This is a genomic window from Bacillus sp. PS196, assembly GCF_037963555.1.
GTDB lineage: Bacteria > Bacillota > Bacilli > Bacillales > Bacillaceae > Bacillus > Bacillus subtilis.
Window position 1 is genome coordinate 1,820,277 of the sequence record NZ_CP150159.1, and the last position, 16,521, is coordinate 1,836,797.

The window sequence follows — 16,521 nt, forward strand, 5'->3', positions numbered from 1 at the left end:
TCAGATCAGGAGAATTAACCATTTCTGAGGTGGAAGAACATCTTAAAGGCATGAAGCGGCAGTTGAAAAGCCCGCTTTCAGAAGGGCAAAAAGGGCTGTGGATGCTTCAAAAAATGTCTCCTGGGATGAGTGCATATCATATTCCTTTATGCTTTCGCTTCAGCAAACCAATACATGCAGAGACGTTCAAGAAAGCCCTTCTGTTTGTACAGAGACAATATCCGATCTTAGCCAGTGTGATTCAAGAAGAAAATGGCATTCCATTTCAATCGGTTCAGTTATCAAAGGATCTTTATTTTGTGGAAGAGAATATATCAGCAATGAAATCAGCAGATATCTTTCCTTTTCTAAAAGAAAAAGCAAAAGAACCTTTCCAGTTGGATGCTGGTCCGTTATGGCGCACACACCTTTTTCATCGGTTAGAAGAATGCATTGTTCTTATAACAATTCACCATATCATATTTGATGGTGTGTCGATGCTGACATTGATATCGGCGCTATTCGAAGCGTATCAACAATTGCTGAATGGGATTGAGCCCTTGCAGCAGCCATTAACAGCTGATTATTACGATTTTGTCGATTGGGAAAAACGGATGCTGACTGGCAGAGAAGGGGAAGAGCATCTCGCTTACTGGAAAGAACAGTTGTCTGGGAGTCTGCCAGTTCTTGATTTGCCTGCTGACCGTCCGCGGTCTTCAGCACGAAAATTCAAGGGGCAAGCTTATAAAAGCTTGCTCCCTCATCACCTGAGCAATCAAATTAAATCGTTTGCCCGCACCAATCATGTGAATGAATCGGTTGTGTTTCTCTCCATTTACAAAGTGTTGCTGCATCATTATACAAAACAAAAGGATATCATTGTTGGCGTTCCGACAATGGGTCGGCAAGAAGACAGATTTGAAACCCTAATCGGTTATTTTATCAATATGATGGCTGTTCGGAGCAAGAATATCGGATCTCAGCCATTAACAGCATTTATTCGGGAACTGCAGCTGACAGTGGCTGACGGCCTGGATCATGCGGCGTTTCCGTTCCCTGCATTGGTAAGAGAGCTGAATGTAGACCGCTCGGCCGCGGATTCTCCGGTTTTTCAAACAGCTTTTCTGTACCAAAACTTTTTTCAAGCAACAGGCTTGCAAAAAGTGCTCGAACCGTATCAAACGCTTGGCATCGAATATATTGAAGACATTCGGCAAGAGGGTGAATTTGAGCTGGCGCTCGAAATATATGAGCAAGAAAATGAAACAGTGCTTCATCTTCTGTACAACCCTGATTTGTATGAACTGTCCTCCATTGAAAGCATGATGGAGAACTATATGAAGCTCGCGCAGCACATGATGGAGGACCCGTCTTTGCCGCTTGAAGCCTACTCTTTGCGATTAAATCAAGAACAAACTAATTTGGTGGAACAATGGAATGCGACAGGGACAAACATCGCAAATGACAAGTGTATACATGAGGTGTTTGAGGAAAAAGCGAAACAAACCCCCGATGCGGTTGCTGTGATGTTTGAAGACAGATCACTTACATATAAAGAAGTAGATGAAAAAAGCACATCTGTGGCAGTCTACCTTCAACATCAGGGTGTTAGACCTGAACAGCCCGTTGGCATTTGTGCAGAGCGTTCGTTTGATATGATCATCGGAATTTTAGGAATACTGAAAGCTGGCGGAGCGTATGTGCCGTTAGATCCAAGTTTTCCGCAAGAACGATTAAAGTACATGCTCAAAGACAGTCAGGCATCCATTGTCCTCACCCAACCTAACGTTCATGATAGGATCAGCGGATTAACTGGCAGCCATGTAAAAGCGATCAATATCGAGTTAGCTTGCCGAAACGGTTATACAGACCAGCAAAGCAGCGGTTTAAAGCGGGAAGTAAAACCGGAACACCTCGCTTATATTATTTATACATCGGGAAGCACCGGAGAGCCTAAAGGGGTTATGGTAGAGCATCGGAGCATTATGAATACCCTGAATTTTCTTGAATCTCACTATCCTGTAACGGCTGAGGATGCATATTTATTGAAGACGAACTATGTGTTTGATGTATCGATCTCAGAATTATTCGGATGGTTTATTGGAGATGGCCGTCTAGTGATTCTTCCGCCTAATGGGGAGAAATCACCGCAGCTTTGCATGGATTATATTGAAACATATAAAGTGACTCACATTAATTTTGTGTCGGCCATGCTGCATGTTTTTTTAGAAATGGCGAAAGACAACAAGCGATTCACAGAGGACGGTCCGCTGAAGTATATGATGGTTGCAGGTGAAGCCTTCCCTAAAGAATTAGTGAAAAAGGCGGTATCGCTCTTTACAAACTGCCGGGTTGAAAATATATACGGACCGACAGAAGCCTCCATTTACGCTGCGTATTTCGGATGCGGAAAAGGAGATATCGCAAGTCACCATACACCGATTGGAAAGCCTGTTTCCAACACGAAAATTTATATTGTGGACCAGCATTTGAAGCCTGTCCCGATCGGAAAGCCAGGTGAGCTTTGCATCGCTGGAGCCGGCTTAGCAAGAGGCTACTTTAAAAAGCCGGGGCTTACGGCTGAAAAATTTATTGATAATCCCTTTGAATCAGGGACGAAGCTATATAAATCGGGTGATTCAGCAAGGTGGCTTCCTGACGGCAACATAGAATACTTGGGACGGATTGACAGCCAAGTCAAAATACGCGGTTTTCGCGTCGAGCTGGGCGCAATAGAAACAAAGCTGGGTGAATTTCCGGGCATTTTAGATCAGGCGGTAGTGGTGAAGCAGCTTGAGGGCCATCAACAGCTCGCTGCTTATTATACAGAGGAAAGCGGACATGCCTCTGCCAATCCAAAAGATTTGCGCCTTCATCTAAAATCGAGTCTGCCCGAATATATGATACCTTCACACTTTATCCGCTTAGATGAGCTTCCATTATCGCCCAGCGGAAAAGTGAACCGTAAAGAATTAGAAAAACGCGAGATCGTGTTCAACAGAAGGAAACCAAATCACTTGCAATTAACGGAAATAGAGGATCAGGTGCTGCGTATTTGGGAGGAAACGCTCAAGGTCAGCGGATTTGGGCCGGAAGACGGATTTTTCGATGCGGGCGGCGATTCGCTTCTGGCTGTAGCTGTGGCTGAACGAATCAAAAAAGAATTCGATTGTGAGTTTCATGTTACTGAGCTGTTTGAGTTTTCCACGATCCGTGCAATCAGTGAATATATTTTGGAGATGAAAAACTCAGATCTAGCCGGGACACAAAATGAAGATCATTATGATATCAAAAAAGATAGAAAACACCTAGAACAGAAGATTCCCCCTTATTTTGATGACAGTGTTGCGATTGTGGGGATATCTTGCCAGTTCCCGGGTGCGAAAAATCATCATGACTTCTGGAACCACATCAAAGAAGGCAAAGAAAGCATACGATTCTTTTCTGAAGAAGAGCTTCGCGCAAATGGAGTTCCCGAAGAATTGATACAGCATCCTGACTATGTGCCTGTGCAATCTGTGATCGAAGGGAAAGACTTATTCGATCCCGGTTTCTTTCAAATCTCGCCAAAAGATGCTGAGTATATGGACCCTCAGCTCCGCCTCTTATTGCTGCACTCCTGGAAAGCGATTGAAGATGCAGGATATGTGGCTAAGGAGATTCCGGCAACAAGTGTATATATGTCTGCAAGCAGCAATTCATATAGAACGTTATTGCCGAAGGAGACAACAGAAGGACATGAATCACCGGATGGCTATGTCTCATGGGTTTTAGCCCAAAGCGGAACCATTCCCACAATGATCTCACATAAGCTCGGATTAAAAGGGCCAAGCTATTTTGTTCATTCTAACTGTTCTTCATCACTAGTCGGTTTATATCAAGCATACAAAAGCCTGACATCGGGCGAATCACAATATGCGCTTGTCGGAGGCGCAACATTGCACGCACAATCAGCGATCGGCTACGTGCACCAAAACGGGTTGAATTTTTCAAGCGACGGGCATGTAAAGGCGTTCGATGCTTCGGCGGACGGAATGGCCGGGGGCGAAGGCGTAGCGGTCATCCTGCTGAAAAAAGCTGTGGATGCCGTAAAAGACGGAGACCATATTTATGCGATTATGCGCGGAATAGGCATCAATAATGATGGGGCAGAAAAAGCCGGCTTCTATGCGCCAAGTGTAAAAGGCCAAACAGAGGTGATACAGCATGTATTGGATACAACCAAGGTTCATCCTGAAACGGTCAGTTATATTGAAGCGCACGGGACGGGAACGAAATTAGGCGATCCTATTGAAATGTCTGCGCTAAATAAAGTGTACAAGCAATACACAGACAAAACACAATTTTGCGGAATTGGTTCAGTGAAAACGAATATTGGCCATTTGGATACAGCTGCGGGGTTAGCCGGATGTATTAAAGTTGCGATGAGTTTATACCATAATGAACTTGCACCGACCATCAACTGTACGGAGCCGAATCCGGATATAAAGTTTGAAAGCTCTCCTTTTTATGTTGTCCGTGAACGAAAATCGTTAGAGAAACACGCAGGTGTCCATCGGGCGGCTCTGAGCTCATTCGGCCTTGGCGGAACTAACGCCCATGCAATATTTGAGCAATATGAAAACATTTCTGATGCAGGTACCGAAAACGAAGGCAATCAGCCTTACATCATTCCTATATCAGCAAAAAATAGTGAACGGCTCCAAGTATACGCGAAGGAAATGCTGTCCTATATCAGTCAAGACGAGCAAAGGCATTTCTCTTTAAGAGATATTGCATATACCTTCCAAGTCGGCCGTGAAGCAATGGATAACAGGATCGTTTTTATAGTGAACGATCTGGAAGAGTGGAAACATCAGCTGGAAGCTTTTGTGACTGGAAAGCCGCTCGCAGAAGGCTGTATTCAAGGAGAAAAAACGAGAATGACATCCGCTGAACAGCTGCTTGGAAATGCTGAAGCAGATGATATGGCTTCATCGCGGATATCAAAAGAAGAATTGAGAAAGCTTGCCGAGATGTGGGCAAATGGCTTTCACGTTGAATGGCGCAGGCTCTATCCAAATATAAAGCCACGCCGCATCAGCTTGCCGACATACCCTTTTGCCGAAGAACGATACTGGCCTGAAAGCAGCACCGGCGCTATCACAACAATTGAACCATCTCGTTTGCATCCTTTGGTGCACCATAATACATCGGTTCTGTCAGAGCAGCGTTTCAGCTCCATTTTCACAGGACAAGAGTATTTTATTGCCGAGCATATCATTAAAGGCATGGCGATTTTGCCGGCGGCGGTCACGCTTGAAATGGCAAGAGCCGCTATAGAACAAGGAATTGGCGGATTGGAGGATCATGAAACTGGAATCAGGCTGAAAAATGTCGTGTGGGTTCGCCCGGTTGTAGCAGGAAGTGAGCCGGTTCAGGTAAATATCGGACTTTACGATGAAGATGGCGGACATATTGCTTATCGGATGTATGGTGATCCGGAATCCGCTGATGCAGAACCAGTTGTATATAACCAAGGTAAAGCGGAATTGATTCAGTTAAAGCGAGAAAAAGCACTGGATCTTTCTAAGATCAAGAAACAATGTGATCAAAGCCAAATGGATGCTGCCTCGTTTTATGAAGGGATGATCGGCGCCGATTACGGTCCAGGTTACAAGAGTGTAGAGGCCGTATATAAAGGCGACGGCCAGCTGCTTGCCAAATTATCACTGCCAGAATCTGTTGCACATACGTTGGGCGATTATGTTCTTCATCCAAGTGTAATGGACGGGGCGTTACAGGCGGCTGAATATTTGCAAAATGTCGTCAGAGCGGAACTTTCAGACACTGAAGACTTTAAGGCAGCACTGCCATTTGCACTGGAGGAACTTGAGGTTTTTCGTCAGTGCGTTTCTGACATGTGGGTTTATGTTCAATTCAACTCGAAAAACAAACCAGGAGATTTGATACAGAAAGTCGATATTCACCTATGTGATGAGCATGGCATGATCTGCGTGCGGCTGAAAGGATTTTCGACGAGAGTGATGGAGGCAGATATACAAACCGAACCATCAAAAATCAACGCTGAAACTTTATTGCTCCAGCCCGTTTGGCAAGAACAAAAGGCTGCTGACAGCTTAGCTGCAAAAAAATATGCAGAGCATCTCGTATTCCTATGTGAATATGATCATGAGACGAGAAAACAAATTGAAGCAGCCATCGAGGATGTCCATGTATACAGCCTGGAAGCAAGGCCTTCTTCAGTAGATGGGCGTTTCCATTCTTATACAGAACAAGTGTTTAAAAAGGTACAAGAGATCATTCGTACGAAACCGAAAGACGGCATTCTCGTTCAGATCGTAACCTCTGCAGAGGGAGACCAGCAATTGTTTTCAGGGTTGACAGGACTGCTGAAAACAGCTTGTCAGGAAAATGCCAAACTAACCGGCCAAATGATTGAAGTCAGCGGTGAAGAAAGTGGAGAAAGCATCGCTGGCAAACTGTTAGAAAATCAAATGAGCGGCGATTCATATGTCAAATATCAAAACGGGACACGGTATATTGCTGATTGGCGTGAAATCAAACAGGCAAAAGGAGACGGCAGCAAACCGTGGAAAGACAATGGTGTTTATCTCATTACAGGAGGTGCCGGCGGACTAGGTCATATTTTTGCAAAGGAAATTGCGGAACAAACGAAAAATGCGACAGTCATTCTGGCGGGCCGCTCACCTCTTAGCGAAAGCAAAAGCAAAAAGCTGGAAGAGCTTCATAGTAAGGGGGCTGACATCACCTACCGGCAAACAGATGTTACCAATAAAATTGAAGTCTATCAGCTCATTGACGACATTCAAAAAAGATATGGCCGTCTGAACGGTATTCTTCATAGTGCCGGAATCATCAAGGACAGCTACCTGGTTAATAAACAGGTAAAAGATCTGCACGATGTACTGGCGCCTAAAGTAAAAGGGCTTGTTTATCTAGACGAAGCGAGCAAGGATTTGCCTTTAGACTTCTTTATTCTCTTTTCATCTCTTTCAGGAAGTTTAGGGAGCATTGGCCAGTCTGACTATGCGGCAGCCAATGTATTTATGGATATGTATGCAGGCTATCGAAATAGGCTTGCCGACCTCAGCCAGCGGCATGGGAAGACGCTTTCTGTAAACTGGCCTTTATGGAGAGATGGAGGCATGCAGGTCGATCAAGAAACTGAGAAAAGGCTTGTACAACTTGCCGGTATTGTTCCTATGAGGGCAGAAAAAGGAATTCAGGCATTATATCAAGCACTTCATTCAGAAGCAAACCAAGTAATGGTGATCGAAGGCGATGTGCAGAAAATAAAACAAAACATGCTGGCCAAAAACGCCTCAGCACCTACGGAAAAGAAGGAAGCAGAACACATGACTGAACAAATAAATAGCATTGATACAGACAGTTTGCTGGATAAAGTAAAGGCGATGTTAAAGCGAGAGATCGCCAAGCTGTTAAAGGTCAAGCTTGAAACGATTGATGATCATGCCGAGATGACGGTGTATGGTTTTGATTCTATCTCCATGACTGAATTCACCAACCATATCAATCGCGCCTATCAGTTAGAGCTGACGCCAACCGTATTTTTTGACCACCCGACGATTCATGCGTTTGGCAAGCATTTGTCAGAAGAATATCAATCGGTATTTGCGAAGACATTTGCTGTGCGCGCTGCATCGGCTAAGATTCAGCCTGCCGCGAAACAGGAACAAGCCGTGCGTGCCAAAGCTAAAAGACGCAGAAAGCAGCAAGTCATGCTGCCAAACGCCATACAGAGTGATGCTGGGCCTGAGCCAATTGCCATTGTGGGCATAAGCGGGATTTTCCCTATGGCGAAAGACGTTGAGGCGTACTGGAACATCTTAAAAGAGGGCAAAGACTGCATGACGGAAATCCCGAAAGATCGCTGGGATTGGCGTGAATATGAAGGTGATCCGGCGAAGGAAGTCAATAAAACGAACGTGAAATGGGGCGGTTTTATTGACGGTATTGCAGATTTTGATCCATTATTCTTTGGCATTTCCCCGCGTGAAGCTGAACAAATGGAACCTCAGCAGCGCTTACTGCTGACTTACGCCTGGAAAGCGATCGAAGATGCAGGATATTCGGCGAAAAGGTTGTCAGGCACAAAAACCGGCGTCTTCATCGGAACGGGAAATACAGGATACAGCTCTCTTCTATCTAAAGCGAACTCGGCAATAGAAGGATCAGCGGCAGCCAATACGAGCCCATCGGTCGGTCCGAACCGGGTCAGTTATTTCCTTAATCTGCACGGGCCGAGCGAACCGATTGATACAGCGTGCTCAAGTTCACTAGTGGCGATCCACCATGCCATCTCTTCAATTGAGGAAGGCACTTGTGACATGGCATTAGCCGGCGGTGTAAATACGATTATCCTTCCTGAGGTGTATATCAGCTTTGATAAGGCGGGAGCACTGAGCAAAGAAGGAAAATGCAAGACGTTTTCAAATCAAGCCGATGGTTTTGCACATGGGGAAGGTGCCGGCATACTGTTCCTGAAAAAATTAAAAGCGGCTGAAGAAGCGGGAGACCACATTTACGGAGTCATAAAAGGCAGTGCAATCAATCACGGCGGCCGTGCAGCCTCTTTAACGACTCCCAATCCGAAGGCGCAGGCAGATGTTATTCAGTCGGCATATCAAAAAGCGGGAATCGACCCGAAAACCGTGACCTACATTGAAGCCCACGGAACCGGAACGGAGCTTGGAGACCCGGTTGAAATTAACGGTTTGAAATCAGCTTTTAAAGCATTGGGTGTAAATGAAGGAGACACATCAGCCAATCCTTACTGCGGATTAGGGTCTGTAAAGACAAACATCGGCCACTTATCGCTGGCAGCCGGTGCAGCAGGAGTTATTAAAATATTATTGCAGCTTAAGCATAAAACCTTAGTGAAAAGTCTGCATTGCGAAACCGTGAATCCATACATTCAGCTGAAAAACAGTCCGTTCTATATCGTACGGGAAACGGAAGAATGGAAAGCGCTGAAAAATGAACGGGGAGAAGAGCTTCCTCGACGGGCAGGTGTCAGTTCATTTGGAATCGGCGGAGTAAACGCCCACGTGATTATCGAGGAATATATTCCGGAAGCATCCGATGAGAATATACCATCCATCGCGCCGGAACATCCGGGTATCTTCGTTTTATCGGCTAAAAATGAAGCGAGGCTAAAAGAACATGCACAGCAGCTGGCAGATGCGCTTGATAAGCAAACATATAGTGACGTAAATCTCGCCCGAATCGCTTATACACTGCAAGCCGGACGGGATGCGATGGAAGAACGTCTCGGGATTATTTCCGGTTCCATTGAGGATTTACAGAAAAAGTTAAAAGACTTTGCAGCGGAGAAAAGCGGTGTGGAGGATGTATTTAAAGGCAGGATTGATAAAGGCACACTCCAAATGCTGACAGAGGACGAAGAGATTCAAGAAGCCGTCGAGAAATGGATGGAACGGGGAAAGTATGCAAAATTGCTTGAATTATGGGTAAAGGGGCTTGATGTAGACTGGAGGAAATTGTATGGCGAGAATCTGCCAAAGCGCATCAGCTTGCCGACGTATCCTTTCGCAAAAGACCGTTATTGGATTTCTGATCATATTGAAAAAAGCAGCAGCATTGATGCAAATCAAGCAGCCTCCCGCCTTGGCGGAGCCGTGCTGCATCCATTAATGCATCAAAACACATCGAATCTCTCGGAACAAAGGTTTAGCTCTATTTATACGGGAGAAGAGTTTTTCCTCGCTGATCATGTTGTGAAAGGCCAACGGATTTTGCCGGGAGTGGCTCATCTTGAATTGGCGCGGGCAGCTGTTGAGCAGGCCGCAGAGGTACAAGGTGTACCACGCATCATGAAGCTAAAGAATGCGGTGTGGGTGCGGCCTATTGTTGTAGAGGATCAGCCGCAGCAAGTACACATTAGGCTTTTACCGGGAGAAAATGGTGAGATATCTTATGAAATCTATGGTCATTCAGACGTTACTGGCGAACAGTCAATCGTCTACAGTCAAGGCAGCGCGGTATTGAATCCTGCTGAAAATCTGCCGGCGGTTGATTTGCAATCTCTGCGGGAGCAGTGTCAGGAAAGCCATTTCAGCGTAAACGAAGTATACGACACCTATCGAATGATTGGATTTGAATATGGTCCTGCTTATCGCGGAGTGAAAAAAATCTATACAGCTGAACAATTTGTTTTGGCAAAATTGTCATTGCATCCGTCAGCTGCAGATACGCTCAGCCAATACAAAATGCACCCTGGGCTGATGGATTCTGCTTTGCAGGCGTCAAGCATTTTGACAGGCGCCGGGGATAACCAGCTGACACTGCCTTTTGCGGTCCAGGAGCTTGAAGTCTTCGGAGCATGTTCGTCAGAAATGTGGGTATACGCAAGATACAGCCAAGGCAGCAAGGCAACTGATAAGGTGCAAAAGCGCGATATTGATATTTTAGATGAGAGCGGCAATGTTTGCGTACGGATGAAAGGATTATCTTTCAGAGCAGCAGAAGGCGGCTCTGGATCGGCGGAATCTGATCAAACGCTGGCAACCCTGATGTTTGAAGAAAAATGGGTGCCTAAGGATTTTAAAAAAGATAGTCCTGAGCCTCATTACGAACGGCACATTGTCATGCTTTGCGACATGAATGGCCTCTCAAAAGATCGCATTGAATCAAGAATGACAGGAGCGGAATGCATCGTTTTGGAGTCATTCCGCGAAGGACTTGCAGAGAGGTTCCAAGATTATGCCGAACAAGCGCTTGAGACGGTCCAGGGTCTTCTCAAAAGCAGACCTCAGGGCAATGTTCTGATCCAGCTGCTTACCTCTGCACAAAGAAAGCAGTACTCATTCTCAGGGCTATCGGCGCTCCTTAAAACCGCCGGCCTGGAGAATAAAAAACTAATCGGCCAGACGATTGAAATCGATTCACATGAAAATATTGAAAGTGTAATAGAAAAACTGAAAGAGAATAAAAGGCACACAGAAGATCAGCACATCAAATATGAAAAAGGCAAACGGTACATCAATGATCTGGATGAAATGCAAATAGATGATCGGGAAATAAGCATGCCGTGGAGAGATAAAGGTGTTTACCTCATCACGGGCGGCGCAGGAGGACTTGGGTTTATTTTTGCAAAAGAAATTGCTCGTCAAGCCGAACAGCCTGTGCTCATTCTGACAGGCAGATCCGAGTTGAATGCGGATCAGCAGGCGGAGCTTAACGAACTTCAGCAATTAGGGGCTCGCGCAGAATACAGGCAGGTTGACGTGACACAAACGGAAGCAGCCTCCGAGCTTATCACAAGCATTACGTCTGATTACGAAGACTTGAATGGTGTCATTCACAGCGCTGGGCTGATTAAAGATAACTATCTTATGAGCAAAACCAATGAAGAGCTGACACAAGTTCTCGCTCCTAAGGTGAAAGGGCTTGTGAATGTGGATGAGGCAACCGAGCATCTTGCGTTAGATTTCTTTATCCTCTTTTCTTCAATATCAAGTGTTGCCGGCAGCGCGGGACAGGCCGATTATGCAATGGCTAATGCATTTATGGACAGTTATGCTGCTTATCGAAATGCGCTTGTAACCGCCATGTACAGGCACGGACAAACGTTGTCAATCAATTGGCCGCTCTGGAAAGAAGGCGGCATGCGCGCGAATAAAGAAATTGAAAACATGACGTTGAAAAACACAGGTGTGACTCCAATGCGGACCGAGACCGGCATTCAAGCGCTGTATAAAGGTTTGGCATTTGGCAAAGATCAAGTCATCGTCATGGAAGGATTCAAAGACATGATGAGGGAAAAGCTGACTCAAAAGCCGTCTTCTGATGATGTACCAATGAAAACAGTGCAAGTACCGGTGACATCTGAAGCAAGAATGGATCAAGGGAATATGTTCGATCACATTCAAGAAGTTTTAAAGCAAACAATCTCTCAATTGCTCAAAATCAAACCTGAAGAGATTGACCCGGACATGGAGTTTAATCAATATGGATTTGATTCGATTACGTTAACTGAATTCGCAAATACACTGAATGAGAAGTACAAGCTGGATCTTACGCCTACGATCTTCTTTGAGCACGCAACTGTTTATGCATTTGCAGGGTATCTGTCAGAAGAATATCCAAATGCTTTTACAGCTCAAACGCCTGCCAAAGCTGGGGTGCTGATGCAGCCTGTCGAACAGAATATAAAAAATATGACGTTTTCGACTGAAAACCGCTTTGTAAAACCTTCGGTAACACCAATGCAAAAGGAAGCTGATCACAAGCCTGAGCCTATTGCGATTGTTGGGATGAGCGGCGTTTTCCCAAAGGCAAAAGACGTTGAGGAATATTGGAAGAACCTGTCATCGGGCGCAGATTGTATTACAGAGGTTCCAAAAGACCGCTGGGATTGGCAGGAGTATTACGGAGACCCTCTGAAAGAAGCGAATAAAACAAACGTCAAATGGGGCGGTTTTATTGATGAAGTAGCTGACTTTGATCCATTGTTCTTCGGCATATCTCCGCTGGAGGCTGAGCAGATGGAGCCTCAGCAGCGCCTGTTAATGACCTATGCGTGGAAGGCGGTAGAAGAAGCGGGACACTCAGCGAGAAGCCTGGCAGGAACCAAAACGGGCATCTTCATCGGGACAGGAAACACAGGGTACAGTTCACTTCTGTCAAATGTAGACATCGAAGGCTCAGCGGCTGCGAATATGAGTCCTTCTGCAGGACCGAATAGAGTCAGTTATTTCCTGAACATTCATGGACCGAGTGAACCGATCGACACTGCGTGCTCAAGCTCTTTGGTCGCCATTCATCATGCGGTTTGCGCCATTGAAAATGGAAACTGTGAAATGGCGATTGCGGGAGGGGTCAACACGGTCGTAACTCCGCAAGGCCATATCGCCTATGATAAAGCCGGGGCGCTGAGCAAAGAAGGAAGATGCAAAACATTTTCTGACAAAGCCGATGGATTCGCAGTCAGTGAAGGTGCCGGCATTCTCTTTCTGAAAAAGCTGACAGCGGCTGAACGAGACGGTGATCATATTTACGGTGTCATTAAAGGAAGTGCGGTAAACCACGGTGGCCGCGCAAATTCTCTAACGACTCCTAATCCGAAAGCTCAGGCGGATGTCGTAAAAACAGCATATGAAAAAGCGGGAATTGATCCAAGAACCGTAACTTATATTGAAGCGCATGGGACTGGAACAGAGCTGGGCGATCCAGTAGAAATCAACGGCTTAAAAGCGGCATTTAAAGAGCTGTATGAAAAAACGGGGGACCCGGCTGTTCATGGCAGCCATTGCGGACTTGGATCAGCGAAAACAAACATCGGTCACTTATCGCTTGCGGCCGGTGTGGCGGGTGTCATTAAAGTGTTATTGCAGCTCAAGCATAAAACGCTTGTCAAAAGTCTGTACAGTGAAACTGTTAATCCATATATCAGACTGGATGACAGCCCGTTTTATATTGTGCAGGAATCGAGAGAGTGGCAGGCGCTTCGGGATGAAGCCGGCCGAGAGCTGCCGCGCCGCGCAGGTATCAGTTCGTTCGGGATAGGCGGCGTCAATGCCCACGTGGTCATTGAGGAATATATTCCGAAAGAAACAACCCATCCTGCAACAGCACCAGCTGTGACAGCACAGCACCCGGGCATCTTTATTTTGTCGGCAAAGGATGAAGATCGTCTGAAAGACCAAGCCCGGCAATTAGCAGACTTTATCAGCAAGCGATCTATCACTGCTCGTGACCTCACTGATATTGCTTATACACTCCAAGAGGGGCGTGATGCAATGGAGGAGAGATTAGGGATCATCGCTGTCTCGACTGGGGACTTGCTGGAAAAACTGAACCTCTTTATAGAAGGGGGCACCAATGCGAAGTACATGTACAGAGGCAGAGCAGAAAAAGGTATCGCACAAACATTGAGATCAGATGACGAAGTACAGAAAACGCTCAACAATAGCTGGGAGCCTCACATATATGAAAGACTGCTTGATTTATGGGTAAAAGGCATGGAAATAGGCTGGAGTAAACTGTATGACGGCAAACAGCCGAAACGCATCAGCCTCCCTACCTATCCATTTGCGAAAGAACGCTACTGGATAACGGATACGAAAGAGGAGGCAGCCGCCCATCAAACAGCTTTAAAAACAGTCGAATCAGCAGCTTTGCATCCATTGATACATGTCAACACATCTGATTTGTCAGAGCAGCGTTTCAGCTCGGCCTTTACAGGTGCTGAGTTCTTTTTCGCCGATCATAAGGTGAAGGGAAAACCGGTTATGCCGGGCGTGGCATATCTTGAGATGGTTCATGCTGCCGTTACAAGAGCAGTGAGAAGAACCGAAGATCAACAATCTGTTATTCACATCAAAAATGTTGTGTGGGTGCAGCCGATTGTGGCGGATGGCCAGCCTGTTCAAGTGGATATCAGTCTAAATCCCCAGCAGGACGGCGAGATTGCTTTTAACGTCTATACAGAGGCTGCACACAATGATCGAAAGATACATTGTCAAGGCAGTGCTTCAATCCGTGGGGCAGGAGACATTCCAGTCCAGGATATCAGCGCGCTTCAAGACCAATGCAGTTTAAGCACACTCTCACACGACCAGTGTTATGAATTGTTTAAGGCGATCGGCATTGACTACGGACCTGGTTTTCAAGGGATAGATCGGCTTTACATCGGCCGCAATCAAGCCTTGGCAGAGCTTTCTCTGCCTGCTGGTGTAACTCACACACTGAATGAATTCGTTCTTCATCCAAGTATGGCCGACTCTGCTTTACAAGCGTCGATCGGGCTAAAGCTGAATTCCGGTGACGAGCAGCTTTCTCTGCCTTTTGCGCTGCAAGAGCTAGAAATATTCAGCCCGTGTACAAATAAAATGTGGGTGTCTGTGACATCTCGTCCTAATGAGGACAAAATACAGAGACTGGATATTGATTTGTGTGATGAACAAGGTCGAGTGTGTGTAAGAATCAAGGGGATTACCTCAAGGCTGCTGGAAGAAGGCATACAACCGCCAGACGGGCCCACATCACTAGGAAACTCCAAAGCAACTCTTAACGGAGCGCTTCTTATGGCGCCGATATGGGATCGAGTGCAGCTGGAGAAGAGGAGCATTTCGCCTGCTGATGAGCGTGTTGTCATCCTCGGAGGGGATGACAACAGCAGAAAAGCTGTTCAAAGGGAGTTTCCGTTTGCCAAGGAGCTGTACATTGAGCCGAACGCATCAATTCATAGAATTACAGGCCAGCTTGAAGCACTCGGATCGTTTGACCACATCGTGTGGATGTCTCCTTCTCGTGTGACAGAGTGCGAAGTCGGCGATGAAATGATTGAAGCCCAAGATCAAGGCGTCATTCAAATGTATAGGCTCATTAAGGCAATGCTTTCTTTAGGCTATGGACAGAAGGAGATAAGCTGGACGGTCGTGACGGTGAACACACAATATGTTGATCAGCATGATATTGTCGATCCGGTCGATGCCGGGGTGCACGGCCTGATCGGTTCAATGTCAAAAGAATATCCAAATTGGCAGACAAAGCTGATCGATGTTAAAAAATACGAAGACCTGCCGTTATCTCAACTCCTTTCCTTGCCTGCCGATCAAGAAGGGAATACGTGGGCCTATCGAGACAAGGTCTGGCATAAGCTTCGTTTGATTCCAGTACACAACAATCAACCGGTGCACACGAAGTATAAGCACGGAGGTGTTTATGTTGTCATAGGCGGAGCTGGCGGTATTGGTGAGGCGTGGAGTGAATATATGATCAGAACATATCAGGCGCAGATCGTTTGGATTGGCAGAAGGAAAAAGGATGCAGCCATTCAAAGCAAGCTGGACAGACTTGCACGTCTAGGGCCAGCCCCGTATTACATTCAAGCAGATGCGGCTAACCGAGAGGAATTAGAACGCGCGTATGAAACAATGAAACAAACGCATCATGAAATCAACGGCATCATCCATTCTGCGATTGTCTTACAAGACCGAAGCCTGATGAATATGAGTGAGGAATGTTTCAGAAACGTTCTTGCTGCAAAGGTTGATGTAAGCGTGCGAATGGCCCAAGTTTTCCGGCATGAACCACTGGATTTTGTTTTGTTTTTCTCTTCCGTACAATCGTTTGCAAGAGCTTCCGGACAAAGCAATTACGCTGCGGGTTGCAGTTTTAAGGATGCTTTTGCACAGCGGCTGTCTCAAGTATGGCCTTGTACAGTAGCCGTGATGAATTGGAGTTATTGGGGAAGCATTGGTGTTGTTTCATCACCGGATTACCAAAAGAGAATGGCTCAGGCAGGCATAGGCTCAATTGAAGCCCCTGAAGCAATGGAAGCTTTGGAATTGCTGCTCGGGGGACCGCTGAAGCAGCTAGTAATGATGAAAATGGCAAACGAAACGAATGATGAAGCGGAACAGACAGAAGAAACGATTGAAGTGTACCCGGAAACTCACGGCTCCGCCATGCAAAAGCTGCGAAGCTATCACCCGGGTGACAGCACAAAGATTCAACAACTGTTATAGGAGG

General features: G+C 46.1%; 1 protein-coding gene. It reads left to right on the forward strand.

Annotated elements, in window-relative coordinates; all coding sequences use genetic code 11:
• Positions 1 to 50: 50 nt before the first annotated feature.
• Positions 51 to 16,517: a non-ribosomal peptide synthetase gene (locus NST79_RS09380; RefSeq protein WP_212060511.1), complete on the forward strand. Its 16,467-nt coding sequence runs from the start codon at positions 51 to 53 to the stop codon at positions 16,515 to 16,517.
• Positions 16,518 to 16,521: the final 4 nt, after the last annotated feature.

What these genes read in the sequence shown, in the direction of transcription:
- NST79_RS09380 (WP_212060511.1), top strand. Translation starts at nt 51, where the DNA reads ATGAAGCGGCAGTTGAAAAGCCCGCTTTCAGAAGGGCAAAAAGGGCTG.